The sequence below is a fragment of the Marinobacter sp. G5_S1_61_S3 genome (genome assembly GCF_054968585.1).
In genome coordinates, this window is the sequence record NZ_JBQKUK010000015.1 from 19,149 (window position 1) to 45,444 (window position 26,296).

The 26,296-nt window shown below is 55.7% G+C and carries 23 protein-coding genes; 7 read left to right on the forward strand and 16 right to left on the reverse strand.

Features of this window, described 5'->3' with window-relative positions; translation table 11 throughout:
• Positions 1 to 126: 126 nt before the first annotated feature.
• The 3 genes from groL to ACTRWH_RS15245 all read right to left on the reverse strand — a co-directional run bounded on the left by groL (position 127) and on the right by ACTRWH_RS15245 (position 2,882).
• Positions 127 to 1,779 carry a chaperonin GroEL gene (groL, locus tag ACTRWH_RS15235; RefSeq protein ID WP_036210097.1) on the reverse strand — a complete coding sequence of 551 codons (1,653 nt, stop codon included), beginning with the start codon at positions 1,777 to 1,779 and terminating at the stop codon, positions 127 to 129.
• 65 nt (positions 1,780 to 1,844) lie between these two features.
• The gene (groES, locus tag ACTRWH_RS15240) at positions 1,845 to 2,132 is read right to left on the reverse strand and encodes a co-chaperone GroES (protein WP_007155569.1); all 288 of its coding nucleotides are present in this window, start codon (positions 2,130 to 2,132) and stop codon (positions 1,845 to 1,847) included.
• A gap of 162 nt (positions 2,133 to 2,294) precedes the next feature.
• The gene (locus ACTRWH_RS15245; RefSeq protein ID WP_036210095.1) at positions 2,295 to 2,882 is read right to left on the reverse strand and encodes an FxsA family protein; all 588 of its coding nucleotides are present in this window, start codon (positions 2,880 to 2,882) and stop codon (positions 2,295 to 2,297) included.
• 97 nt (positions 2,883 to 2,979) lie between these two features.
• On the opposite strand from ACTRWH_RS15245, the gene ACTRWH_RS15250 reads away from it, so the two are divergent.
• Positions 2,980 to 3,741 carry an SDR family oxidoreductase gene (locus ACTRWH_RS15250; RefSeq protein ID WP_036210092.1) on the forward strand — a complete coding sequence of 254 codons (762 nt, stop codon included), beginning with the start codon at positions 2,980 to 2,982 and terminating at the stop codon, positions 3,739 to 3,741.
• Between the two features lie 100 nt (positions 3,742 to 3,841).
• Here ACTRWH_RS15250 and ACTRWH_RS15255 read toward each other — a convergent pair whose 3' ends face one another.
• From ACTRWH_RS15255 to ACTRWH_RS15265, 3 genes are read right to left on the reverse strand one after another with little or no spacing between them, the layout of a single operon-like run.
• Positions 3,842 to 4,153 (reverse strand): MGMT family protein, encoded by a 312-nt coding sequence (locus ACTRWH_RS15255; protein WP_421921661.1) that lies wholly within the window; start codon positions 4,151 to 4,153, stop codon positions 3,842 to 3,844.
• Positions 4,150 to 5,523 (reverse strand): AmpG family muropeptide MFS transporter, encoded by a 1,374-nt coding sequence (locus tag ACTRWH_RS15260; RefSeq protein ID WP_227664871.1) that lies wholly within the window; start codon positions 5,521 to 5,523, stop codon positions 4,150 to 4,152. The genes ACTRWH_RS15255 and ACTRWH_RS15260 overlap by 4 nt, the downstream gene beginning before the upstream one ends.
• Before the next feature lie 27 nt (positions 5,524 to 5,550).
• A complete protein-coding gene (locus tag ACTRWH_RS15265) occupies positions 5,551 to 6,033 on the reverse strand; it encodes a YajQ family cyclic di-GMP-binding protein (protein WP_036210083.1) in 483 nt (160 codons plus the stop codon).
• A 146-nt stretch (positions 6,034 to 6,179) separates the two neighbouring features.
• On the opposite strand from ACTRWH_RS15265, the gene ACTRWH_RS15270 reads away from it, so the two are divergent.
• Together ACTRWH_RS15270 and ACTRWH_RS15275 are read left to right on the forward strand one after the other, a co-directional pair.
• Positions 6,180 to 7,148 carry a response regulator gene (locus ACTRWH_RS15270; RefSeq protein ID WP_007155700.1) on the forward strand — a complete coding sequence of 323 codons (969 nt, stop codon included), beginning with the start codon at positions 6,180 to 6,182 and terminating at the stop codon, positions 7,146 to 7,148.
• 283 nt (positions 7,149 to 7,431) lie between these two features.
• On the forward strand, positions 7,432 to 8,457 hold the full coding sequence (locus ACTRWH_RS15275; RefSeq protein ID WP_213479572.1) for an AraC family transcriptional regulator: 1,026 nt from the start codon (positions 7,432 to 7,434) through the stop codon (positions 8,455 to 8,457).
• Here the strand turns inward: ACTRWH_RS15275 and ACTRWH_RS15280 are convergent.
• The 5 genes from ACTRWH_RS15280 to ACTRWH_RS15300 all read right to left on the reverse strand — a co-directional run bounded on the left by ACTRWH_RS15280 (position 8,454) and on the right by ACTRWH_RS15300 (position 14,473).
• Positions 8,454 to 9,665 carry an argininosuccinate synthase gene (locus ACTRWH_RS15280; protein ID WP_036210071.1) on the reverse strand — a complete coding sequence of 404 codons (1,212 nt, stop codon included), beginning with the start codon at positions 9,663 to 9,665 and terminating at the stop codon, positions 8,454 to 8,456. The two genes, ACTRWH_RS15275 and ACTRWH_RS15280, sit on opposite strands and share 4 nt — an antisense overlap.
• Positions 9,666 to 9,846: 181 nt before the next feature.
• A complete protein-coding gene (gene fliS / locus ACTRWH_RS15285; protein WP_007154096.1) occupies positions 9,847 to 10,248 on the reverse strand; it encodes a flagellar export chaperone FliS in 402 nt (133 codons plus the stop codon).
• 36 nt (positions 10,249 to 10,284) lie between these two features.
• The gene (gene fliD, locus ACTRWH_RS15290; protein WP_085679976.1) at positions 10,285 to 12,276 is read right to left on the reverse strand and encodes a flagellar filament capping protein FliD; all 1,992 of its coding nucleotides are present in this window, start codon (positions 12,274 to 12,276) and stop codon (positions 10,285 to 10,287) included.
• A 182-nt stretch (positions 12,277 to 12,458) separates the two neighbouring features.
• Complete coding sequence (locus tag ACTRWH_RS15295; RefSeq protein ID WP_041332462.1) at positions 12,459 to 12,899, reverse strand: flagellar protein FlaG; 441 nt, start codon at positions 12,897 to 12,899, stop codon at positions 12,459 to 12,461.
• Between the two features lie 71 nt (positions 12,900 to 12,970).
• The gene (locus ACTRWH_RS15300) at positions 12,971 to 14,473 is read right to left on the reverse strand and encodes a flagellin N-terminal helical domain-containing protein (RefSeq protein WP_007154099.1); all 1,503 of its coding nucleotides are present in this window, start codon (positions 14,471 to 14,473) and stop codon (positions 12,971 to 12,973) included.
• Between the two features lie 382 nt (positions 14,474 to 14,855).
• Here ACTRWH_RS15300 and ACTRWH_RS15305 point away from each other — a divergent pair, with 382 nt between their 5' ends.
• Positions 14,856 to 16,367: a flagellin N-terminal helical domain-containing protein gene (locus tag ACTRWH_RS15305; protein ID WP_085679970.1), complete on the forward strand. Its 1,512-nt coding sequence runs from the start codon at positions 14,856 to 14,858 to the stop codon at positions 16,365 to 16,367.
• 34 nt (positions 16,368 to 16,401) lie between these two features.
• Positions 16,402 to 18,399: a tetratricopeptide repeat protein gene (locus tag ACTRWH_RS15310; protein ID WP_462826559.1), complete on the forward strand. Its 1,998-nt coding sequence runs from the start codon at positions 16,402 to 16,404 to the stop codon at positions 18,397 to 18,399.
• Here ACTRWH_RS15310 and sbcB read toward each other — a convergent pair.
• Entirely contained in the window at positions 18,396 to 19,841 is a 1,446-nt protein-coding gene (gene sbcB / locus ACTRWH_RS15315; protein ID WP_462826560.1) for an exodeoxyribonuclease I, read from the reverse strand. The genes ACTRWH_RS15310 and sbcB overlap by 4 nt on opposite strands.
• A gap of 49 nt (positions 19,842 to 19,890) precedes the next feature.
• On the reverse strand, positions 19,891 to 20,751 hold the full coding sequence (locus tag ACTRWH_RS15320) for a hypothetical protein (RefSeq protein WP_036210042.1): 861 nt from the start codon (positions 20,749 to 20,751) through the stop codon (positions 19,891 to 19,893).
• Between the two features lie 146 nt (positions 20,752 to 20,897).
• Between ACTRWH_RS15320 and ACTRWH_RS15325 the strand changes: the two genes are divergently transcribed.
• Together ACTRWH_RS15325 and ACTRWH_RS15330 are read left to right on the forward strand one after the other, a co-directional pair.
• Complete coding sequence (locus ACTRWH_RS15325; RefSeq protein ID WP_036210039.1) at positions 20,898 to 21,926, forward strand: response regulator; 1,029 nt, start codon at positions 20,898 to 20,900, stop codon at positions 21,924 to 21,926.
• Positions 21,927 to 21,928: 2 nt separating this feature from the next.
• Positions 21,929 to 22,894, forward strand: coding sequence for a sensor domain-containing diguanylate cyclase (locus ACTRWH_RS15330; protein WP_075196461.1), 966 nt, complete (start codon positions 21,929 to 21,931; stop codon positions 22,892 to 22,894).
• 49 nt (positions 22,895 to 22,943) lie between these two features.
• On the opposite strand, the gene ACTRWH_RS15335 is transcribed toward ACTRWH_RS15330, so the two are convergent.
• From ACTRWH_RS15335 to ACTRWH_RS15345, 3 genes are all read right to left on the reverse strand, one after another.
• Positions 22,944 to 23,312 carry a histone-like nucleoid-structuring protein, MvaT/MvaU family gene (locus ACTRWH_RS15335; RefSeq protein ID WP_462826561.1) on the reverse strand — a complete coding sequence of 123 codons (369 nt, stop codon included), beginning with the start codon at positions 23,310 to 23,312 and terminating at the stop codon, positions 22,944 to 22,946.
• 243 nt (positions 23,313 to 23,555) lie between these two features.
• Positions 23,556 to 24,818 (reverse strand): Vi polysaccharide biosynthesis UDP-N-acetylglucosamine C-6 dehydrogenase TviB, encoded by a 1,263-nt coding sequence (gene tviB / locus ACTRWH_RS15340; RefSeq protein ID WP_462826562.1) that lies wholly within the window; start codon positions 24,816 to 24,818, stop codon positions 23,556 to 23,558.
• A gap of 34 nt (positions 24,819 to 24,852) precedes the next feature.
• Entirely contained in the window at positions 24,853 to 26,250 is a 1,398-nt protein-coding gene (locus ACTRWH_RS15345) for an MBL fold metallo-hydrolase RNA specificity domain-containing protein (protein WP_462826563.1), read from the reverse strand.
• Positions 26,251 to 26,296: the final 46 nt, after the last annotated feature.

Here is a 26,296-nt window from a genome sequence, read left to right on the forward strand (position 1 = left end):
AAAGCCATTTCGCAAGTTCATGACAAAAAAACAAAAAACCCCGCATCGGTGTGAACCAATGCGGGGTTTTCCGGGTTTATGGGGCCATTCCTCAGAAATTGAGAATTGGTCCGGATCCGGTCGGCATTACATCATGCCGCCCATGCCTCCCATTCCGCCCATGCCACCCATGTCCGGCATACCGCCGCCGGCGCCTTCTTCTTCCGGCTCGTCCGCAATCATCGCCTCAGTGGTGATGATCAGGGAAGCCACGGAAGCGGCTGCCTGCAGCGCGGAACGGGTCACTTTGGCCGGGTCAAGGATACCCATTTCCAGCATGTCACCGAACGCTTCGGTAGAGGCGTTATAGCCATAGGCACCTTCGCCTTCCATGATCTTGTTCACAACAACGGAGGCTTCACCACCGGCGTTGGTCACGATCTGGCGCAGCGGAGCTTCCATGGCACGGCGCAGGATGTTAACGCCCGCCTTTTGCTCTTCGTTGATGGCGTCAACCTTGTCCAGAGCCGCGATGGCGCGAATCAGAGTGACACCGCCGCCCGGCACAATGCCCTCTTCAACCGCAGCGCGGGTGGAGTGCAGAGCGTCTTCAACGCGGGCCTTCTTCTCTTTCATTTCCACTTCAGAACCGGCGCCAACCTTGATGACGGCTACACCGCCAGCCAGCTTGGCCACGCGCTCCTGGAGCTTTTCCTTGTCGTAGTCGGAAGAGCTGTCTTCAATCTGCTTACGGATCTGCTCAACGCGGGCTTCGATATCACCCTGAGCACCAGCACCGCCAATAATGGTGGTGTTTTCCTTGGTGACGTTGACGCGCTTGGCAGTACCCAGGTCATCAATGGTGGTGTTTTCCAGAGACAGGCCGACTTCTTCGGAAATAACAGTGCCGCCAGTCAGAATAGCGATGTCCTGCAGCATTTCCTTGCGGCGGTCACCGAAGCCGGGTGCTTTTACAGCATTTACTTTCACAATGCCGCGCATATTGTTCACGACCAGGGTCGCCAACGCTTCACCTTCGATGTCTTCAGCAATAATCTGCAAAGGCTTACCAGCCTTGGCCACAGATTCCAGAACGGGCAGAAGCTCACGGATGTTGGAGATCTTCTTGTCAACCAGCAGGATGTACGGGTCATCCAGTTCGGTGGACATGTTTTCCTGGTTGTTGATGAAGTACGGAGACAGGAAGCCACGGTCAAACTGCATGCCTTCCACTACGTCCAGCTCGTCTTCCAGGCCACGGCCTTCCTCAACGGTGATAACGCCTTCCTTACCCACTTTCTCCATCGCGTCTGCGATAAGCTGGCCGATGGTCTCGTCGCCGTTGGCGGAGATCGTGCCTACCTGGGCAATGTTGCGGCTGTCGTCACAGGGCTTGGACAGGTCACGGATGGCCTGTACTGCTGCGATTGTCGCCTTGTCGATGCCACGTTTGAGGTCCATCGGGTTCATGCCGGCAGTAACGGCCTTGATGCCCTCACGAACAATGGCCTGTGCCAGAACGGTCGCCGTGGTGGTGCCGTCACCGGCGGTATCATTGGCCTGGGAAGCAACTTCCTTGACCATCTGGGCACCCATGTTCTCGAACTTGTCTTTCAGCTCGATTTCCTTGGCGACGGATACGCCGTCCTTGGTGACGGTTGGTGCGCCGAAGGACTTGTCCAGAACAACGTTGCGGCCTTTCGGGCCCAAGGTTACCTTAACTGCGTCCGCCAGGATGTTGACACCCTGAACCATGCGTTTACGGGCGCTGTCACCGAATCTAACGTCTTTTGCTGCCATGTCATCTATTCCTGTTCGTTAAACCCAATTCAATCGTTCAATCGGATTGCTGCGTAACCGAGCGCTTACTCGAGAACGCCGAAAATGTCGTTTTCGCTCATGATGAGCAGGTCTTCGCCGTCAACCTTTACGGTGTTACCGGCATACTGGCCAAAGACCACGGTGTCACCCACCTTTACCGCCAGCGCACGGGTTTCGCCATTGTCGAGAATACGGCCATTTCCTACGGCGATAACTTCACCCTGGGACGGCTTCTCTTTGGCATTACCCGGCAGTACGATGCCACCAGCTGTTTTCTCTTCTTCTTCCTTACGGCGCACGACAACACGATCGTGTAGCGGACGAATTTTCATTGCTCGATATCTCCAATGTCAGGTTAGGTTTGGCAATGATGGTTGCGTTAAAAGCCGGGGCTTTTAACCAACTGTTTTACAGCGGTTATTAGCCCGCAGCGAACTTGTGAGACCTATGTGGGGGTGGCCGATGCGTTTTCAACACTTCCCCCGAAAAATTTTTCAGTTTTTTTTCGGACCGCCATCGCCGTGATCACTATCCTCTCGGCCTTCGGTATTCCGGTTCAGGCGATCGTAGTCGCGCTCGGTTTCGTCGCGGTATTCCCCTTCAATAATGTCATCGTTCCTGTCGAAAGGATTTTGACGCCCGAACGGCCCTTCGCGGCCACCAAAGGGCCCCTGCCCCTGGAAAGGCCCCTGCTGGCCTGCGGTAAATGTGAAACCGCCGGACTGACCGGCCACCACCATTCGCTTCAGAGCCTGGGCCGCAAACCAATGACGGGTCCCGGGAATCAGGCACAGGAAGCCGATGGTGTCGGTGACGAATCCCGGTGTCAGCAGCAGGGCGCCGCCCACGGCCAGAATCAGGCCTTCCGCCACTTCCTTCGCTGGCAACTCACCACTATTGAGCCTCTGATTGGCTTTCAACAAGGTGGCGAGCCCTTGCTGCCTCAGCAGCGCGGCACCAATGATGGCCGTCAAGAGGACAAGGCCAATGGTATTCAGGGCGCCAATCATGGTGCCAACTTTGATCAATATCGTCATTTCGACGATGGGCATGACAATGAATAAAAACAGAAAAATGCCCAAGGGAGCCTCCGTGGATGAGCGTTGGTCTGGTTGCTGCGACCGTAAAAACCTCTGATATACTCGCCGCTTCCGCTAATGCTTAACCTTAGGGCAAAACATGAAACTTCAAGATTCCGTGATCGCAATTACTGGCGGCGGCCAGGGTTTGGGCCGAGCCATGGCTGAGTATCTGGCAGCCAAAGGGGCTCGTCTGGCGCTGATTGATCTGATGCCGGAGAAGCTGGAAGAGGCTGCAGCCGCCTGTAAGAAAGCCGGTGGCGATGCCAGAACCTATATCTGCAATGTCGCCAAGGAAGACGATGTCGAGAAGACATTTGAGGCTATCGTAGCGGATTTTGGTCAGCTTAACGGGTTGATTAACAACGCTGGCATCCTTCGGGATGGGCTGATGGTGAAGGTTAAGGACGGCCAGGTTGAGAAGCGCATGGAGCTGTCGCAGTGGCAGTCGGTGATTGATGTGAATCTGACGGGGGTTTTTCTGTGCGGCCGTGAGGCGTCTACGCAGATGATCAAGAATGGCGATCAGGGTGCGATTATCAACATTGCGTCGATTTCCCGTGCGGGGAATATGGGCCAGAGCAATTATTCTGCCGCCAAGGCGGGGGTTTCGGCGTTGGTGCCGGTGTGGGCCAAGGAGCTTGCCCGTTATGGCATTCGGTGCATGGGGATTGCGCCTGGCTTTATCGAGACCGAGATGACGGCTTCGATGAAACCGGAGGCCCTTGAGAAGATGACCGCTGGTATTCCTTTGAAGCGTATGGGCAAGCCGGAGGAGATTGCGTCGGCGGCGGCGTTTATTTTTGAGAATGACTATATGTCGGGGCGGATGATTGAGGTTGATGGGGCGCTTCGGCTGTAGGTTTTGAGCTTTGCTCCTCTCTGCTACCTAGCCTGAAGGGTTTGGGGGCTGGCTAGGGGGTGGTGCCCGACTGTACTCCGATGTATATCAACCCAATAAACTACGGGCGCCAGCCGAACTGCTTCATTGATATTCGTCCATCTACAACGACGACTCCTTCCTCCCGCAAGCTCTGGGCTTGCGTCTCAAAAGCCTCGCTGCCGATGGAGAATGCGATCTGGCCATTGCTTCTGATCACGCGATACCAGGGAATGGCGTGCCCTTCTGGGAGTTTTCCCAAAGCTTTACCAATATACCGGGCCTGCCGGCCCAGGCCGGCCATATCTGCGATCTGGCCGTAGCTGGCTACGCAGCCAGGGGGGATAGCGGCGACAACCTGCCAGATTTTCTGGTCTTTGGTGGGTTCGGTCATGATGACTCGGCCGTCTCGTTGCGAGGCGCCAAGGCGTCCAGGCGCTCCCCTTTTCGCATCATGTAGATGGCGAGCAGTATAGCGGGGACGCCCATCAGCCCGGCCAGCAGGAAGAATTCCGCGTACCCATAACCGGCCACGACAATGCCGGAAAAGCCACCGAGGAATTTTCCGGGCAACGTCATCAAGGAACTGAACAGAGCGTACTGCGTGGCAGTGAACGAAGCACTGGTCATGCTGGATAGCCAAGCTATCAGGGCCACGTTGGCGATGCCGCCGCTGAGGTTGTCAGCACTGACCACGAGCGCCAGGGTGCCCAGGTCCGGGGGGTACTGAGCGAGTACCACGAACAGCAAGTTGGTCGCGGCGGTCATGACGGCGCCGGTCAGCAGCATGCGGCGAACGCCATAACGCACAACGAGCACGCCACCCAGAAGCGACCCAGCGATTGTCATGAAGAAGCCGAAGACTTTGGTAACGTCCGCCACTTCGGTCTTGGAGAAGCCCATGAAATCGAGGTAGAACGGATTGGCCATCACGCCCATGGCGATGTCCGATATTCGGTAGACCGCCACGGTGATCAGAATCAGGATGGCCAGTTCCCGGTAGCGCCGGAAAAAATCCAGGAACGGCCCGGCGACCGCCGCGTAAAACCACCCGACAAACCTCGCCAGGCGTGGGTTCAGGTGGGCGCGCTTCGCCGCTTCCTGCTCAATTTTTCCGGCAATGTCCTGCGCAGCGGCAAAGTGATTGACCTCAGGCTCCCTTACGATGAGCACGGTGGCCATGCCCACACCAACCAGCAAAGCCATCACCTCGTAAGACACCTGCCAGGACCAGAACTCTGCCAAGTACAAAGCTCCCGCACCAGCCACCAACAATGCCAACCGGTAGCCGAAGATATAGGTAGCTGCCAATGCCGCTTGGAGCCGCTCTTCGGCAATTTCAATCCGATAGGCATCAATGGCCACATCTTGCGTGGCGGAGGAAAAGGCCACCAGCAGTCCGCACCAGGCCATCATCTCAGGCGCTGCCGTGGCGTCCACGTGAGCCATCAGATAAAGGCCGCTGGCAATGCCCGTCTGGGCGAGCAAAATCCAGCTTCGGCGTTTTCCCAACAGTCTGTCGAGAATCGGTAACTTCAGCCGGTCGACAATTGGTGCCCAGAACACCTTGATGGAGTAGGTAATCCCAAGCCAGCTGAAGAACCCAATGGTCGCGGTCTCCACACCGACATCCGCAAGCCTTGCGTTCAGAGTGGAGAACACCAGCAGGAACGGCAGCCCCGCCGAGAAGCCCAGAAACAGAAGCGCAATAACCTGCCACCGGGTGTAGGTGTCGAGTGTTTCTTTCAGCAGGGTCCGGTTCAAGCCGTATAAAATGGTGCTGCTCCCCGATCAGTCGCGGAAGTTGTTGAACTGGAGAGGAATATCGAGCTCGGCTTCCTTCAAAAGGGCAATGGCTGTCTGCAGGTCATCACGTTTTTTCCCTTTCACCCGCACTTTGTCACCTTCGATGCTGGCCTGGACCTTGAGCTTACCGTCCTTGATCATCTTGACGATCTTCTTGGCCATGTCGGTTTCGATTCCCTGCTTCAATTGCAGATGCTGCTTGACCAGTTTGCCGGCTTTGCTTTCTCCGTCTTCGGATAGCGCCCGGGAATCGATATTGCGCTTGGCGAAGGCCATGCGCAGCATGTCCATCAACTGCTCCAACTGGAATTCCTGTTCGGCGCTGATGGTGATGCCTTTGTCGTCCAGTTCGATGTCCGCGTCCACGTTCTTGAAGTCCCAGCGATTGCCCAGCTCGCGCTTGGCCTGGTCCACGGCGTTGGTGACTTCGTGCATGTCGATTTCAGAAACGATGTCAAAAGAAGGCATGATGTGTTCTCACTTTTTACAATTATCCACGTCAGGGCACGTACAAAACGCTATACTGGTGCCCTTCTGGTTGCGCAAGGTGCCAAAGCATACCAAGACCGGGCCGGCACCGCATCTGACAATGGACTGGTGAGTAGTAGTTAACAATGCCAAATCTTGATCTTCCCATCCTCGTGGTAGACGATGCCAAATTCAGCAGTATGGTGGTGGGCCGAACCCTCCGCAATGCAGGGTACCGCGACGTACGAATCGCCAACAATGCCCCTGCCGCGCTTGAGTTTATTGACCAACGCCCGGTCAGTGTGCTGATTGCCGACTGGTTGATGCCGGAGATGGACGGGCTGGAGCTGACCGATCAGGTCCGCCAGCAGGATGAGCAGAACAACCACTACACCTACGTGATCCTGCTCACCGCCCGGGAGAGCGTGGAGGCCCTGTCAGAAGCATTCGACCGGGGCGTCGACGATTTCATCTATAAATCGGACATGACCAAGCAGCTGATTCCAAGGATTTTCGCGGCCGACCGCATGGCAGACCGCCAGAACACCCTGCTGCGCGCCAATTCCCTGTTGATCGAGAACAACCGCGAACTGGAAAGCAGCAACATCATTGATCTTGAAACGGGCCTCTGCAACAACCGTTATGCCCGGAATAAGCTGGGCAAATGCCTGCGGCAGGCGGAATCCCGAGGCGGTGCTTCTGCCTATGTGCTGTGCGGCATTCGCAACTGGCAGGAACTCAAGCGTAAGCACGCTCCCTCGGTGATGAGTGAGCTGGCCGTTGGCATCGCCCGCCGCCTGAGCCACCTGATCCGGCCCATGGACTCCCTGTGCCGCGTGGGCGACAACCAGTACGCGATTATCGCTCACTTCCCAAACAGCGATCATTGCTCCACAACAGCTTTTCGCCGCGTATTCGACGGCATTAACCACAAAGCTCTGAAAACCACGGCGGGTTACATCTCGGTTGAGGCAGGCATGGTGCTTTGCAGGGCGGATGCCCAAAACGGCACCCCCTCGGTTCAGGAGATGGAGCGTGCAGCAGTTCAAGGCTTGGTAGATGCCTATGAGACCCGGCGGTTTACCGAGACCAGGCCAGAGCTTGAGAAAGCCTGAAGGAAGAGTGTCGGATTACGCTACGTAACACTGCGACACACATCACAAACAGACTTCCATGAGCGAAAGCCCTATTCTGAAATTGTGGATTTAAGCAGTATCCCCCATGGCGGAGGAGCCGAGTAGTACCTCCGCCGCCAAATGGGGAAAGTCCGCAGAATTAACGAATTTTTCAGGCACTTTCGTTCTTTCCTTGTTTTTAAGCCAGCTTCTTAGCTGGCTTTTTTCTTTTCTGCTTCCGTTATACTGATGGCAACAATAACCCCAAGACGTTGCCGTAATCATGAAGACCCTCGGAACCGCCTCCGTAGCAGCCCTAAGACAATATGTCCGCGCCGCCAATGCCCAAGGCCTGGATACCTCAGCACTGTTCAGCAACGCCGGGCTTGATGCGTCGATTCTCCAGACCGACGACGAGCGTATAAACGGCGAGCAGTTCCAGGCATTCATACGGCTGCTTTGTGAACAAAGCAATAACCCCATCCTCGGCCTTGAAACCGGTGACTTCGTGCAACCGGGGTCCTACAGTGTTCTCGGGTATATCACCATGAGCTCCGCCACGCTGGGAGAAGCAGTAGCTCGTATAGCCCCGTTCGAGAAACTGGTCGGCGACATGGGAACGACGCAAATTGCGGGTAGCGGCGATCACATCAAACTGATCTGGGCCTGCAACTACACCGACCCGGTCGTTCGCCCCCAGATGGTGGACAACGTCTTCGCCTCCTGGATCAACTACGCCCGCTGGCTGGCCGACAACAACGCCGCCTCGCCAGTGGAAGTACACCTCGAACACCCTTCCCCCGGGCCGGAGTTGGAGAGCGCCTACACGGAACGCTGGGGCTGCCCGGTACGTTTTCGTTCCAACGAAGATGCCATTGTTCTGCACAAAGACCTGCTGAGCACTCCCCTACGCCAGCCTGACCCACTGCTGCGAAAAACCCTGGAAGCCCACGCCCTCAGCCAACTGGCCACCCTGGAAACCGACACAGCCCTCACCAACCGGGTTAAACACAGCATTCGCAAACAGTTGATGCACGGCATCACCCGCCAGGACATGGTCGCAGACCATCTGGGCATGACCAGCCGAACGCTGCAGAGAAAACTTAGCCAGGAAGGTGTTTCGTATCAGCAGTTGCTGGACGAGGTAAGACAGGCAATGGCGGAAGATTTTCTGACGAACAGCGAACTGGGCATTCCGGAGATAGCGTTGAGGCTGGGGTACAGCGAAACAACGTCGTTTCACCGAAAGTTCAAAGCAGAGACGGGGAAGACGCCCGGAGAGTTCCGGGCGTCACGGGAGGCCACTTAAAGCTTGCGACCCTTGCCAGCCGCAATCCTCAACCGAAGCGCATTCAGCTTGATAAAGCCTTCAGCATCCTTCTGATCGTAGGCGCCCTGGTCTTCCTCGAAGGTCGCAATCTTCTCATCGAACAGCGAATCGTCAGACTTACGCCCAACCACATCCACGTTGCCCTTGTAGAGCTTCAGGCGCACGGTACCGTTTACATAAGTCTGGGTCTGGTCGATCAGCGCCTGCAGCGCTTCCCGCTCAGGGGACCACCAGTAACCGTTGTAAATCACCTCCGCATAACGCGGCATGATGCTGTCCTTCAGGTGCGCCACTTCGCGGTCCAGGGTGATGGACTCAATCGCACGGTGGGCGCGCAGCATGATGGTGCCGCCCGGAGTTTCGTAACAACCGCGGGATTTCATACCCACATAACGGTTCTCAACAATGTCCAGACGACCAATCCCGTTCTCGCCGGCGACCTTGTTCAGGTGTTCAAGCACCTCGTGAGGCTTCATGGCCTGGCCATCAATCGCCACGATATCGCCTTTCTCATAGGTCACTTCGATATAGGAAGGCGTGTCGGGCGCTGCTTCCGGAGACACACTCCAGCGCCACATATCTTCCTCGGCTTCCGCCCAGGGATCCTCCAGGTTGATGCCTTCATAAGAGATATGCAGCAAGTTGGCATCCATGGAGTACGGGCTCTTGCCCTTCTTCTTCTCCACCGGAATGTTGCGCTCATCGCAATAAGCCAGCAGCTTCTCACGGGAATTCAGATCCCACTCACGCCAGGGGGCAATCACCTTCACACCCGGCTTCAGCGCGTAGGCACCTAACTCGAAACGAACCTGATCATTGCCCTTGCCGGTAGCGCCGTGGGAAATCGCGTCCGCACCGGTTTCGTTGGCAATCTCAATCAAACGACGGGAGATCAGCGGGCGGGCGATGGAGGTACCCAGCAGGTACTCCCCTTCGTAGATGGTGTTGGCGCGGAACATCGGGAACACGTAGTCACGAACGAATTCCTCGCGCAGGTCCTCAATGTAGATTTCCTTCACGCCCAGCGCTTTCGCTTTCTCACGCGCCGGCTCAACTTCCTCGCCCTGGCCGATGTCGGCGGTGAACGTCACCACCTCACACTCATAGGTATCCTGCAACCAGCGAACGATTACCGAGGTATCCAGGCCACCGGAATACGCCAGAACCACCTTTTTAATATCAGACATGCCCTTGCTCCAGACTGAACAGAATGGATGTATCAAAAATAAGGGGCGTATTGTACGGGACAGCGGGGGGAATGGCTATTGGGGCAAGAGTGCGACCTCGTTACTGGCCGCGGATGCCACCGGCAGGGCGCCAGGTGGCATCTTGGATAGAATGCACGGTATTCACACCAGAACGTCGTATTCAGACAGCCTGCTGTTGCTTGGAGGTAGCCTCTTCGCGGATGCCATCCCAGCCGTCTTTGATTGAGCGCAGAAGGTCCGCGACTTCATCAAGCTTAGCGACGTCATTCTTGGCATTCGCTTCAAAAAGGGTCCGCTCCATGTAGTCATAAAGCGATTCCAGGCGCACGGCCAGATCGCCACCCTTCTCGAAATCCAGAAAGCCACGGAGGCCACCGATGATTTCAATCGCTTTGGAAATCAATCGGCCTTTGCCCTCAAAATCCTTCGCCTGCATCCTGGCTTTGGCCATGTTAATGCGTTCCAACGCTCCGTTGTAAAGAAGCTGGATCAGCTTGTGAGGATCGGCATCCGTAATGCTGGTTTGGGCGTTTACGCGTTGGTAAGCCTGTAAACCGTTCATAAGTGACCTCTTTATTCGCTTTTCGTGCAATAAACATCAATTGTTATTGCGATTATTCTGTGGTGCCAGCGCAGCAAGCTGCTGGCTCACAAAGTCCTGTGTACTGTTCAGTTGCGAGATCAATGAATCCGCAGCTGTAAATTGACTCACCAGGCGCTCTCGATAGGCTGTAATTCTCTCTTCCAGCCGAATCTGATTTTCCTGAATTCGCTCCAGATCGCGGTTCAGGCTCTCGGTTCTGGTATCAATTGCACCATCGGCACCGACAAAGTTGGTGATCAGGTCAACCGTACGTTCGCCAACACCTTCAATAAATTGTATCGAGCCTCGACTTCCAGTCTGATCGCCCAATATTTGTACCTGGAGCCCAGACGCAGCACCGCTGTTTTCGCCCAGAAACAGTGTTTGCCCTTCGCCTTCAGCTGTTCTTCCGTCAATGGTACCCGCAACATCGAGGCCATCCGTGCTTGTGGCGGCATCCAATCCAAACGTAGCCGCGCTTTCAGCGGACGACAAGGTGACCGAAGACTCGCTGCCGTAGGTGGAGGAAGAGAAAACCAGCTCATCCCCAGCCCCCAGGCTCACCTGAACGGACCCATCTGACGCGTTCAGCGCGTTGTTGCTATTAAGCTGAGCCTGAATCTCGTCAACCAGATCCTGTGCACTGTTGTAAGTCTGCTGTGTAAGCTGAAGGTTAACGGAGGTATCACCATTAACCAGCAGTGAAAACTCATCATTTGTTCCATCAATAGTAACGGGAAAAGTGGCTGCGGCATTCCCGGCAAGCGTGCCTTGGGTCGCAGCCTGGGTCACGTTGATATCATAGGTTCCAGGTTCGGTGTTTACACCACTGCGAACAAACTCTACCTGGCTGTCGGTAGCCCTGCCCTGTTCGGCAAACAAGGCCGTGACATCGTCCGGATTAGCCTTTAACTGCGCCATGAACTCTTCGCGGTCAAATTCCAGAGAGCCAGTCTCGAAATTTGTGGTAATACCCACATCCGCCAGACTTCGGACACTTGCGTCTTCAAGCCCGGGAACAACGCGGGTCAGCACTTGGCGGAGTTGGTTCTGAATACCCCGAATAACGCTATCGCCAGTCAGAAGGCTTCCGCTACCGCTCTCTGCATTGAATCCTGCCAGAGCATCAATGGTTTCCTGCAGGCCATTAAATTTCTCGACAAAGCCCTGGACACGGTCTGCTACCGCTCCGAGATCCTGTTCAACCTTAACCGTGGACGTACCAGTGGCAGTCAGATCAAATGTCAAACCATCAATGACGTTCTCAAAACTATTGGTAGAACGGGTAACCTCTACGCCATTGATACTCATCACGGCGTCCGACGCGGCGATTGTCTCATTGAGACCGGCGCCCGCATCCATTGATGTGTTAAACGCAAAACGGGAAAGCCCCTGGGCATCGGTATCCGTTCCGGCGCTGTCGCCCGAAACGGAAATACTAACGGCGTTTGCCGTACCGGTTTCGTCTGCCGATAGTACGAGCTGGAAACCACTACCGGTATCGATTACGCCCGCTGAAACCCCTGCATCAGAATCGTTGATCGCGTTTGCCAGGCCCTGCAAAGTGTCGTTACTGCTGTCTATAACAATATTGGTGGTGTTGTCACCAACAGAAAGCGTCATTGTTCCCTGGCCAACACTGGTCTTGTCGCGATCCGCGAATACATCACGCGACGCGAGCGCCTGAGCGCTGGCGAGACTTGTCACATCGACACTGTAAGTACCGCGGTTAGCCTTGGAGCTGTCCACAGACACAGCAACGTCTTCGTTGGACGACGTTGCAGAAAAGGCTTTGAGATTATCTGGAGCACTCAATTGCCGCATTGGAAGGCGCAGCTCTGTTACTGCACTGCGAAGCGTGCCATAGGCAGAAATCAGCGCCTGGGTGCGCTCGGTTTTCTGAGCCAAACGATTTTCCGTCGGTGCCCGTTCCGCTTGCACCAACTGATCGACCAACTCGGAGGTCAGAACACCAGACCCGATACCCAACGATGATATATTTGCCATAGTATGTGCCTCCTCAGGAGGGCAATTTCCAATGCTATTCCATATATCGGCCTGAAGCGGCAAAACTTTGCCTTTTCTACCGACCAATTTTGTAACCACATGTAAGCAAAACACCGCCGGCCCCTTTCGGGTGCGGCGGTGCTGAACAACCGTTTTCAACGTCAGGCCAAGAGCGGCAAACTCTAGACCTTCGTGTTGAATAACGTCAGCGGTTCATCCTGCTGCAAGTTTTCTGCCAACCTCAACGCAACTTCATCCGGAATTTGCCGAATAACCTCTTGGGTGGACTGATCGACGACCTTGACGATCGTCTGTCCCCGCTCGTTATCCACTTCAAACTGCAAATCCCTCTGGACCGTCTGAACGAAATCGTTCAGTTGAGACACGGCATCATCCAATTTCTCTTTCTGTGCCTCACTGCGCCTTTCGAGCCTCTCAGCTTTCGAAAGTTCCTGAGCCCCGGACAACAACTCCGAACGCTCAGCAAGACCAGGTGATGAAGGTGCAGTCAGGGCGGAGGCATTCCTGCCTTCGGCCTGAGATGACGAAATTGCCCGAGCCGGAGCTTGCTCGCTGGAACGAATCAGCTTCAAATCCGGGCCATTCAGGTTAACGCCATTCATAGCTCACCTCGCTATCCTCATACAGCAGTAAACCGGGGCCCAAAGACCCCGGCCTTGCCGTTATGCCCCTGTTACTGCAGGAGGGACAGAACCTGCTGCGGGCGGGCATTCGCCTGCGCCAGTACAGAGATACCAGCCTGCTGGAGAACCTGCGCCTTGGACAGCTTAGCAGTTTCAGATGCGAAGTCTGCATCCAGAATCCGGCTGTTAGCGGCCGACAGGTTTTCGGCAGTTGTGCTCAGGTTGGCGATTGTGGATTCAAACCGGTTCTGGGCAGCACCCAGGTCGGCGCGGATACCACTGATCTGCTCAAGAGCCGCATCTGCAATCTCGATTGCGCTGTTAGCGCCTGCAACAGTACCGATGTCGATAGAAGACACTGACTGGAGGTTAGAACCAACCACGGTGTCTGCTGCAACGTTCAGAATGCTACCAGCGGTCTCGGCAACCGAGGAACTGACCGAGAACGCACCGGATGAAGCGAACTCAACAGAACCAGAAGCAATCGTGCTGTCAGTGCTGCCAGCGGTCAAAGTAACCGCACTTGGATCACCACTGCCCTGCAGCGTGGCGGTACCGGTAGCGTTACCTGAGTTGGCAAAGTCCTGCAGACGGATGTCTTTACCATCAGCCTGGGTCAGTGTGATTTCGCCACCGTTTGCTTCAGCCGTAACACCAGTGGTGCCTGAGGTATCGTTGATCGCTTTGGCCAGCGCACCCAGGTCAGTGGTAGTTACCGCTGCGGAGATGGTCGCTGTGTCGCCACCACTACCAAGCGTGAAGGAAACCGTACCATCGTCAGACAGACCAGCGAGGGTTGCCGTGGTCGATGCAGTAGCCGTTACACCAGTCGTGCCGGTTTCAGCGTTAACAGCAGCCGCAATCGCTTCTGCAGTATCGCCCTGGGTAATACCAATGACCTCAGAGCCTTCAGTTCCAGAAACGGTGATGTTCTGTGTAGCAATGGTGTTGTTGGCAACCGTTGCCACATCAGCCGCAGCTACCGCAACAGAACCTGTGCCCTGGCTGACAGTGGTATCACTTTCACCGGATACGGTGTTGTTACCAAGGTCGGCACCACGAGCACCGGTCACGGATACTGAGATGGTCTGGTTAGCGTTGGCACCAACCTGGAATGACTGAGCAGTGAAGCTGCCATCCAGAAGGTTGAGACCGTTAAACTGGGTAGTACCGGCAATACGGTCAAGCTCTTGCTTCAGCTGGTTTACTTCGCCCTGAAGTGCAGAGCGGTCAGAAGAAGAGTTGGTAGAGTTGGCCGACTGAACAGACAGCTCACGGATACGCTGCAGGATGTTGGTGGTTTCTTCCAGAGCACCTTCAGCAGTCTGAGCCAGAGAAATACCGTCGTTGGCGTTACGCTGCGCAACGTTCAGACCAGAGATCTGGGACTGAAAACGGGTCGAAATTGCAAGGCCAGCAGCATCGTCCTTGGCGGAGTTGATACGCAGACCGGAAGACAGACGCTCCAGAGCTTGGTTAGAAAGCTCCTGGGATTTGTTCAGCTGATTCTGAGCTGACAGTGACGCAACGTTAGTGTTAATACCGAGAGCCATATTGCTTCTCCTTCGACATATGTCGTTATTTCATGGAAAAGGAATGGCGCCCATTTTCAGTTTGGGAGCGCCTCCCTGTTATTGCGCTTAACGGCGCCCCCGTCCGTACCTTTAGAAAAAACTGACGGTATTTTGTAAGGGAATGTAAAAGCGGCAATAGTCTTCCTTACACCGTTATATGTTGACGATTGGACTCATGCCCTAAACACTAAAACTGACCAACAAAACCACTAACAATCAACATCTTAAAAACAAAACTCCGAAACTGGCACAACCTTCGCTTACCTCCCTGCAAAACGGCAATTAAATGAACTTCCGCCGGCAAGGCGTCCATTTTGATCGGGCACCGGGTTACCGGCATCTCTGAGCAGGGAGAAATGTTATGCCTCAGATCATCAACACCAATATCGCGTCGCTGAATGCTCAGCGAAACCTGAACACTTCACAGGAAGACTCCAACGTTGCCCTGCAGCGGCTGTCATCCGGCCTGCGCATCAACTCCGCCAAGGACGACGCCGCCGGGCTTGCCATCTCTGAGCGATTCACATCGCAGATCAAAGGCCTCAACCAGGCCATTCGAAACGCCAACGACGGTATTTCTCTGGCTCAGACTGCTGAAGGCGCGCTGGGCGAATCCGGGAACATCCTGCAGCGCATTCGGGAACTGGCGGTACAATCCGCCAACGCAACGAACTCCGCATCTGACAGGAAGGCCCTGCAGTCCGAAGTAAACCAGCTAAAAGGCGAGCTGGAGCGCATTGCCACCACCACCGAGTTCAACGGGCTGAAACTCCTGGACGGCACCTTCCAGGCCCAGAAATTCCAGGCTGGCGCCAATGAAAACCAGAGCATCGCCGTTTCCATCGAAGGCGCCCGAACCGCCGACCTGGCCAACAACACGCTCGACGCGGCCAACGCAACCCTGAACCAGGGCACCGGTTCAACAACGGCAGCGAATGCGACGTTACCCGCACAAAACACGATCGCCACGCAGAATCTCACCATTTCCAGCTCGCTGGACAGCCAGGTGGTGCCCATTACAGCAGGTGACACGGCAGAAGACATCGCCGCAGCCATCAACGACATTGGTGCCACGACGGGTGTGAACGCGACGGCAAGAACATCGGCGACCCTGAGCAACACCGCTACCACGCCAATCGCCGTGCCTCAAACCGTGTCGCTCACCCTTTCCAATGGGAGCAGCTCAGCGACCATTTCCGCGCAGATCACCGATGCAAACGACCTCTCAGCGATTGCACGTGAGGTGAACGCCGCGTCTGGCAAGACCGGCATTACCGCGGAAGTTGCTAACGACGGCAGTATCACGCTGATTCAGGAACAGGGTAAAGACATCACTATCGAAGACTTTACCGCTGCCGGCTCTCAACAGTTGGCGGTACAGGGTAGCGGCGACCCCAGCGCCATCGAACTGACAAGTGGTGGAGCTAATGCCACACGGGTTGCCGGCGAATTGACGCTGGACTCGTCCGTTAGCTTCGCCGCGACATCTGACGCCACCCTGGCCGCAGGCAGCGTCCTGAACAGTGCACAGAATACTGCCGCCGGCTCTACGCCAGAAGAAGTGGCAGGTATCGATATAAGCACCGTTGACGGCGCCACCAGCGCACTCGCAGTTGTGGACGCGGCATTGGAAACCATCAGCGGCATTCGTGCCGACCTGGGCGCTGCGCAGAATCGACTCGAGTCGACCATTGCCAACCTGAGCACGACCTCTGAGAACCTGTCTGCCGCGCGTTCACGAATTCGTGATGCAGACTTTGCCGCCGAATCCGCCGAACTCGCCCGCACCCAGGTGCTGCAGCAGGCCGGCTTGTCGGTATTGGCCCAGGCCAACGCAAGGCCACAGCAGGTTCTGCAGTTGCTGCAGGGTTAATCGGGTTTCGTCACAGAGTCAAAGGGGTAGCCCCATGCAAGCACAGCACAACATCCATGCCACAGACGCACAAAAAGCCCACATTGCGCGGCTACTGCTGCAGGCAAACCTGGCTTATGCCGAGTCAAACAGCCCGACATCGCTGGTTCAGCGTCTCAAGGCGCGGCAGGAATGCCGTAACTACCTGAATGAGGTTCTGGCACAGGAACCCGGTAACGCAGGCGCACTGGGCTTGATGGGGCGTGTGGAAATGGACGAAGGGGCACTTGATAAGGCACACACCCTGTTCACGGACAGCCTCAGCCAGGACCCGGCGCAACCGCAGCAGTTCACCAACCTGGGTTACTGGGCAATCAAGTCCGAGCGCCCGGCCCTGGCGGAGCAGTATTTCATCCAGGCTCTGGAAATGGACCGGCAATCCGCCGCCGCTTTCGGTGGAGTCGCCCATGCCAAGCGTCTGCAGGGCCAGTTCGATGTGGCCTACCTGCATTACCGAAAACTGCTGGAGATGGGACTGGAATGGCCCTCTATTTATAGCGGCATGCTGGCCTGTGCCGAGCATCTGGATGTGAACAGGGCTGACACCAAACTGGCCCGTGACGCTATCCTTCTGCTGCGACATGACGGCCTGCCCCACCAGGAAATCGGCCGTTTCGTAGGCGCCATCATCCGCCAGCAATACGATCTGGAGAACCCGAATGCCCAAGTGGCTCTGGACGCCGCCAGCGAAGACGAACTGCTGATCCTGGCACTGGAAAAAACCCTGATGCCAGACCCAGCCGTGGAAGAGCTGGTCACCCTGCTGCGCCGGGCGATCATTGCGGAAGTCGCACAGACTGTTGAACTGCGGGACGAACTTCAACCGCTGGCGCTGGCCCTGGCGGTCTACGCCGATCGCACCGGTTACGCCCTGACCGCGGAGGACGACGAAGAACGGCTGGCCTCAGCCATCAACGACAGCATTTGCGCCCAGCTTGCCATGGGCGAGCAACAGGATGGCATGATCGGTTCGCTGATCATCAGTGCCATGTACGGCGCTCTGTTCCATCAGAAGTATGCTGTACACCTTGGCGGCTGGAACCTGGTTGACTGGCCGGTTGCCATGCAGGGGATGATGGCCGCGAGCTACTATAACCGCGCTTCGGAAGAGGCCATCAAACAGAATTTCGACGAGAAATCAGCCGAGCTTTGTCTGGAGAAAACCGATGTGCCCCAGGCCTGGCCCAACTGGTCGAAACTTGCCTATCGCTCCGAAACCAGCCTGAAAGCCATAATGGCGACCGAGCTGGGCATGAGTACCGAGCAATTGCCGGAAACGATCCGAATCATGGTGTGTGGCGCCCAGTCCGGCCAGCGCGCCATGGAACTGGCGCACTACCTGAAAGACGTGGAAGTGATCGCCGTGGATGAATCCCTTGCCAACATCGCCAAGGCAACGCGACTCGCGGGCGAGATGGGCATCAGCAACATCGTGTTCTGGCCCTGGTCCATCGCCCAGCAATTCGTCGCCGATGATCACAAGGTGCACTGGATCGAAATCGGGCGCCTGCCGTCAACAAGCATGACCGAGGTGTCCCTCGCAGCCCTGGTGAGTTCAGCGACCGGCAACGGTGCTGTTGTCCATATGCACACCGCCGTCAACGAACAGACCGATGGCGACAAACAGATCCGCCGCCTGATCGCTCAACATGACCTCAAACCGACACGCACGGCCCTGCGTCAACTCCGACGGATGGTACTGACCAATCGGCAGGATCCGATGTGGCAATCCCTGGTTGCCGAAACCGACTTCTACGGCCTGGGTGGATGCCGCGACCGTTGGTTCAGTGAGCAGGATTCCAGGCAGCTAAAAGAGCTGATGGCGCTGCTCAGCAACGAAGTGGACTGGAAACTGGCAAAAGCCCGGGACACCGACGGCCACAGCCTCGCCACCAAGCCTGTACAGAAACAGATCCAGGCTGAGGCTCTGGGAAGCGAGGTGCAAAGCTTGATGGGTCAAGGCCTGTCCGTGTACTTCCAGCGCCGGCGCTAGACGTAAGGAATCAGGGATTCACCATAGAGGTGAAGCTCTTCCAGAACATGCCGCTTTTCCGGCGTAAGCTCCGGATCAGCGGCAAGATTCTGCAAAATCTTGAAGAACTCCTCCAGAGACCGCCACCCCTTCTTAGGCTGCATTAGCCGCTGCTGACGAAAGACTTCCCACTTCTCCTGCTCTTCGGATATCAGCGTATTGGGGTAATTCCTGGCGCGATAGCGAAACACCATTTCTTCCAGACGACCATCCTCAAACCGTACTTCCTGCTCTCCCAGGGTTTCTACCGGCTGTTGCAATAGCCAGTTGAGCTTCTCGCGGTCGATTTTGCTGATAAAACCGCCAGCGTAAAGCTGTTCGTCCGGATCCGTCAGGTCACCTTCATGGGGGTGATCGAAGGCCTGGGCGATTCGGGCTGGCAGATCCGGCGCCTTGCGCAAAATGGCCAGGTGCTCACGCAGCTTGTCGCCGTCCAGTTCCAGCTCGGCAAGCCGCTCCTCAGAGAGGGATTTCAGCATGGTGGCGGGGGCCAGTACCGGGCACTTGTTCAGTTGCACGCCTTTGAGTGGAAAACGGCTGGTGCCCTCCCCTAACTCTGCCTGGGAAGTAAATACCCGCTCACGGATCTGCTCAGGCGTAGCGTGAATCAACTCGCTTGGGTCTTCGCGCAGGTCGTACACGATCACCAGGTTTTTGTTGGTGGGGTGATCAGCCAATGGCGCCACCATTGCGCAGCAGCCACGGGTGGCCGGGTACTTTGCGGAAATGTGGAACACTGGCTTCATACTGGCAGTATCCAGCATGGCGCGGGCGGAGTGTTTGTCCTTGTTTTGCAGCACAAACTCAAACAGCTTGGGCTGCTTCTCCTTGATCAGCTTTGCCACAGCGATGGTGGCCTCCACATCCGACATGGCATCGTGAGCGGCTTCGTGAGCGATACCGTTAGCGACTGTGAGCTCTTCCAACTTGAAACTGGGGCTACCGTCTTCCTTCTTTGGCCATTGAATACCCTCTGGCCGCAACGCGTAAGTCAGGCGCACCATGTCGATGATATCCCAGCGGGAATTGCCGTTTTGCCATTCCCGGGCATAGGGGTCGCGAAGGTTGCGGTACAGGGTGTGGCGGGACACTTCGTCATCGAAACGCAGGCTGTTGTAACCCACGGCGCAGGTGCCAGGCTGACTAAAGGCCTCGTTGATCTGTGCGATAAACTCTGCCTCGGGGAAGCCTTCCTCCAGCGCCTTTTGCGGGGTGATGCCGGTGATCAGGCAGGCCTCCGGCGAGGGCACGTAGTCGTCAGCCGGTGCGCAGTAGATGATCAGCGGGTCTTCGATGATGTTCAGATCCGCATCGGTGCGCACCCCGGCAAACTGGGAGGGGCGATCGTGTATGGGGTCGACACCAAAGGTTTCGTAGTCGTGCCAGTAGAAAGAACGGATCACCGAGAGAACTCCTGCATTGCGTGAATCGGTCGAATGCAGGGTAGTGTAATCAAAACATCCCGGTACCGCGATCCACGTAATGCGTGCGCTCCCGCTGAACACCATTCTGCAGTGTCTGCATGTCCAGCGTCATGCTGGTGGGCAGATTCAGGAACACGCCTTCAGGCCCCTGAATGGCGCCAGGGCCTCCCAGGTCCTGCCAGTCCACAGACTCACGCTGGAACGCCAGGAACAGGTCTTCCGTAAAGCCAACCGTGCCATCTCCATTGTCCACACCAATATCCATGGACAGCAGATTGGTCAGCGGGACACATTGACTGCAGGTTCCGTCTTCACCCGCCAGACCGATCTGGGTTGCCCGGTGATTGGTGGCCACTCCTGCATCATCGAACAGCATGGCGTCCACCGGGTTGCCGTCTGCATCGTTAATTTTCAGGTTCAGGTTGCCACTGAAGCTGGCGATCTCGCCAGAAAGTGTGCCCCGAGCCTGGTTCAGACCAAAGCGGAAACCGGAGAGCTGACCATCCCGTTCAGCCAGTTCAAGATAGGGTTCAACACCCTCAAACGGAACCACCTCGTCCACGTTGTAGGTGTTGCCGTCAATCTGGACACGGGTGTCGTCGCGCACGTAGTGGCCGAGCGCGAAATTCTTGATATCGAGATCGGCGCCGGAATCATCCCCGCCCATCACCACACCGTCGGCGTTCAGCCGGGTTTCTGCGTCTACCCCCAGTGTCACGCGGGTAAACCGGTGGTTTACTCCATCCACATGATCCACCGTCATCATTGCCTGCCCTTGCACCTGGCTCATTTCCTGTTCGGAAATAGGCTCCAACTCTGCCAGGGCAACAGGCGACATACCCAGACAGATGGTGAGAGGGACAGCATACCAACAAGCATCCTGTCTCATAGTGTTGTGTCTCTGAATCAATTCTTATTATGACCGCAGGAGCACTATATCCCAGGCTGCCGAGCCAATAGAGTGAGATAGTTCACAGGGCATAGAATTCACTTCAGGCACTGCTATACTGGGGTTAAATAATAAACGGAGCCCCCATGACCACCCGCGTTCTTATCTGCGACGATTCCTCTCTCGCCCGAAAACAAATGGCGCGCGCTTTACCCAAAAACTGGAACGCTGAAGTTACCTTCGCATTTGATGGCCGCAATGCTCTGGAAAAGCTCCGTGCCGGTGCCGGCGAATTGCTGTTTCTGGACCTCAATATGCCGGAAATGGATGGCTACGAGGTTCTGGACGCCATCAGGAAAGAGGATCTTCCCGTGTTGACGATCGTCGTTTCCGGCGACATCCAACCGGAAGCGCGGGCTCGAGTCCGCAAGCTCGGCGCCATCGAATTCATAAAAAAGCCTACGGACACCGACCTGGTTTTAAAGCTGCTGCAGGACTACGGTTTTCTGCGCCCTGAGGATCTGGTTGAAGACCACGAGCAGAGCGCTTCGGCCGATACCACCAACACCACTTCAACCAGCGCACCGATTAGCCTGAACGACTATCTCCAGGAAATCGCCAACGTTGCCATGGGCCGTTCGTCCGACTTGCTGGCAAGACTGCTGCGGGTATTCGTCAAACAGCCCATCCCCCGGGTGGAAATGATTGCCCGCTCGGAGCTCAGCATGGCGATTTCGGCCGCCCAGGCGGACAGCAACTACTCCGCTGTCTGCCAGGGATTCACCGGCGCTGGCATTGCGGGGGAGGCCCTTCTTCTGTTTGCCGACGCCAGCTTCAACGATATGGCCGAACTGCTCCATTACGAGGACATGGACACCGAAAGCATTCAGGTAGAGGTGCTCATGGACATGTCCAGCATCCTGTTTGGCGCCTTCCTCAAAGGCATTGGCGACCAGCTGGATCTTAAACTCGGTCTTGGTCACCCAACCGTCCTGGGCCAGCATCGACAGATCGGAGACCTGCTGGAACACCACAGTACTCGCCACGAAAAGCTGCTGTGTATTGAAATCAGCTATGAACTGGAAGACCGGGAGATCAGTTGCGACATGCTGGTACTGCTGACAGAAGATTCAGTGCCCTTCCTTGAACAACGACTACAGTACCTGGTGGATTAACCATGGCCATTAAAGAGATCGGAGCAAGCACCTTCCACTGGCTGGTGGACATGCTGGAATCGGTGGAAGTCGGCTTGGTGGTTCTGGACCTGGACTTCCGCGTGCAGGCCTGGAATGGCTTCATGGAACACCATAGCGGCATCACCGCCAGCAAGATTCGCGAGCAGGTTCTGTTTGACGTGTTCCCGGACATCCCCAAAGCATGGCTGACCCGCAAGGTCGACTCAGTCGCCATGCTAAACACCCGGGCATTCACCTCCTGGGAACAGCGCCCTTACCTGTTCCGCTTTCGCAACACGCGCCCGATAACCGGCACGGAAGACTTCATGTACCAGAATCTGACCATCAGCCCTCTCTCCGGGCCAGACGGCCAGGTCGAGAAAATCTGCCTGATGGTCTACGACGTCACCGACATCGCCACCAGCAAACGGGCACTGGAAACCGCCAACGAACAACTGGCCAAGCTGAGCATGACCGACCGCCTGACCGGCCTGCTCAACCGTGGTACCTGGGAAAACCTGATCGACGCCGAATACGAACGCTACCGTCGTTATGGTCACAACACCTGCCTGATTATGTTTGACATAGACCACTTCAAAGCGGTGAACGATACCTACGGCCACCTGGCGGGTGACGAAGTCATCAAGTACACCGCCAAGGTTATGAAAGACAACCTGCGCCAGTCAGACAGCCCCGGCCGCTACGGTGGCGAGGAGTTCGGCATCATCCTGCCCGAAACCGATGCCGAAGGCGCCAGGGTGATTTGCGAGCGCATAAGGGAGGCCATACAGAACAGCACGGTTCAAACCACGGCAGCACCGATTCAGTACACCGTCAGCATTGGCATCGCCCCCTTAACGGATAGGCCGGAGAATCATATGCAGTGGTTACAGCAGGCGGATGAAGCGTTGTACGCCGCCAAGGAAGGGGGAAGAAACCGGGTGGTGGTATTCGGGGAGCAATCGTAGGTCGGATTACGCAAAGCCGTAATCCGACACCACGTTAAAAACGACTCAATCAGTCCTGCAGCCAGCTCTGCACAGTTTCTTTTCCATGCTTCTGGCGCCACTCGTTCAATACCTTGTGGTTCCCACCACGCGTCTTGACCACTTCACCGGTGTTCGGGTTCTTGTAGGTCTTCATGGGGCGTTTGGGGCGGCTGCCGCTGGCTGTGTCGGCCTTGGCTCCTGAAATGGACGGATCAATGGCGCCCAGAATCTGCAGAACGTCTTTTGGCGACTTGTCATACTTCTTCATCAGGTCGCGAACCTTGTTTTCAAACTCAAGCTCGCTTTTCAGCGCCTGGTCCTGCTCCAGTTTCGCCAGTTCTTCAGAGAGCTTTTCCATAAGCTGTTTTTTCTGGTAGTAATCGTTAATCTTTGCCATGGATACAAACCCTTATTTAATTAACTGCTATTGATTTGCCGATATTCGAAGGCCGCAATTAGTTCAGACAACCAAGCACGGAACCTGCGAATGGATAATTTTTGAATATGACGGTTATGACTGAAAGTCACGAGAAATAGTAATCCATAAAAAAGACCATGGCAAAGTAATTCATTTACGGAAAGGTAACCCCAATAAAAAACCAGCCCGCAGGCTGGTTTTTTATTTAAGTAGCCGAAGCGTTTATAAACGCAAATCAGCTTCACCCAGTGGCAATACACCTTTCAGATCAAACAAAACCCCACTGTCCTTCATATATTCGCGTAAATCATGGGACGATCTCGCCACATACTCTCTATGCGGAACCGCTAGAAGTAACGCATCGTACTGGGCTTTCTCCGGATTCTGGTTCAATGTAATTCCGTATTCATGCTCAGCCTCTTCATTGTCGGCCCAGCAATCCGTTACATCCACCTTGCAGCCAAACTCAGACAACTCCTTAACCACATCAATTACGCGAGTATTACGTAAATCGGGGCAGTTCTCCTTAAAGGTAAAGCCCATGATCAACACCCGAGCGTTGGCAACCGTATGCCCGGCCTTGATCATCGCCTTCACCAATTCAGACGCCGCATACGGGCCCATGTTGTCGTTAACGCGGCGGCCAGACAGGATAATTTCCGGATGATAGCCAATGGCCTGGGCCTTATGAGTCAGGTAGTAAGGGTCCACGCCAATACAGTGCCCGCCAACCAGTCCCGGTTTGAACGGGAGGAAATTCCACTTGGTCGATGCGGCAGCAATCACTTCGTGAGTATCAATTTTAAGCTTGGAAAAAATCATTGATAACTCATTCATCAACGCAATGTTCAAATCACGCTGGGTATTCTCAATCACCTTGGCGGCCTCGGCCACCTTAATGGAACTGGCCTTGTGAGTACCAGCGGTAATAATACCGGCATAAAGCGCGTCCACTTCATCGGCGATGGCCGGCGTGGAGCCCGAAGTCACTTTTTTAATGGTCGTTACCCGGTGCTCTTTATCACCAGGGTTAATCCGCTCCGGACTGTAACCGGCGTGGAAGTCCTGGTTGAACACAAGGCCGGAAACTTTTTCCAGAATGGGAACGCAGACTTCTTCCGTTGCCCCCGGATAAACCGTGGACTCATAAATAACAATATCGCCACGCTTGAGCACGCTCCCCACACTCTCACTGGCTTTCACCAGCGGTGTTAAGTCCGGGGATTTGAACTCATCAATTGGTGTGGGCACAGTCACAATATAGATCTGGCAATCGCGAATACCGTCCAGGGTGTCGGCAAACGACAACCCTTTTGAAGCCGCCAGCTCTTCGCGGGAAACCTCACGGGTAAAATCCACGCCATCTTTTAGTTCGGCTATTCGCTTTACGTTGATATCAAAACCAACAACGTCCCGCTTTTCCCCAAATGCGGCGGCCAAAGGCAAACCGACATATCCCAGGCCGACGACGGCGATCTTTTTCATGATTCCAACAATCCTTTAATAACAAATAACTGGTTTACGCCAAACCTGGGATCATTATCCCCGTTAGTCCGGCGGAATGAAATTGGCTTTTCAACGATTCTTTGGCTTTCGCATCACCATGCACAATCCTGATCTCTGTTGGTGGCGACTCAATTCCGCTTACGAACCGCAGCAAATCCGATTGCCCCGCATGGGCGGAGTAACCACCCACTTGATGAACCCGGGCGCGAATATCGTAACGCTGGCCGTCAAACTCCACCCAGCCACCACGAGGCCCATAGGCGAGAATATCCCTGCCCGGCGTGCCCTTGGCCTGATAGCCCACGAACAACACATCGTTGCGTTCATCCGCCAGCATGGCCTTCAGGTAGTTCACCACCCTGCCCCCTGCACACATGCCAGAGCCAGCAAGCACCACGCAGGGGCTGTGTGACGTTGCCAGATAATCCACGGCATTGAGGTGGTCTTCATGGCTGTTGATCAGCGTGAGTTGTTCGAACGAGAGCGGGTGCCTGCCCTGACTGACCAATTCGGTGGCTTCAGCGTCCCAGAAAGGCTTGAGGTCCCGGTAGATACGGGTAAAAGTGGCGGCCAGAGGCGAGTCCACAACGATCTCGAGATCCCGCCAAGGCAAGTCCGGCCCGACGTCATCGCTGCCGAACTCATGAATCAGACTTTCAATTTCATACAGCAGATCCTGCGTACGCCCAATGCTGAACGCCGGCACCAGTACCGTCCCGCCGTCCTCAAGGGCGTGCTCCAGCACCGCCTTGAGACGATAACGACGCTCTTCCCGGCTCTCGTGGTCCTTATCGCCGTAGGTGCTTTCAATCACCAACCTATCAGCACGCTCCGGCGGCTGTGGCTCAGGCAACAGTGGCGCATGGGAAGCCCCAAGATCACCACTGAACACGACACGCTCGAACTCGCCATCGCTCTCCGCTTCGCACTCCACATAAGCCGAACCAAGAATATGCCCGGCCCTCTGCAACCGAACGGAAAGCGACTCATCCTTGCCATCGAACACCGAATGCCATTGCTCGTAGGGCACCGGCACAAGACGGGATCGAATCAACCCAAGCACCCTCTCAATCAGGACCCGGTCCCGGGTGAAGCCAATCTTCAGGGCATCCTCAAGAATCTCCGGCAACATAATGGCCGATGGCTCCGAACAGATAATCGGCCCGTCAAACCCGGCAGCCAGAAGATAGGGAATGCGACCGACATGGTCGATGTGCACATGGGTGACCACCAGCGCACGGATATGGCTAATGGAGAAATCAATGGCGAGATTCGACGCACTCGCGCTGTTACCGGCTTCCGCACCCTGGAACAGGCCGCAATCAATCAAAATGCCGGAACGGCCAACGGCCAACTCGTGGCAAGAACCGGTTACACCTGACACCGCTCCGTGGTGTTCTATATCGATCATTCAACACATCCTTGTTATTCACAATTCGCTTTCTGCCAGTATATTC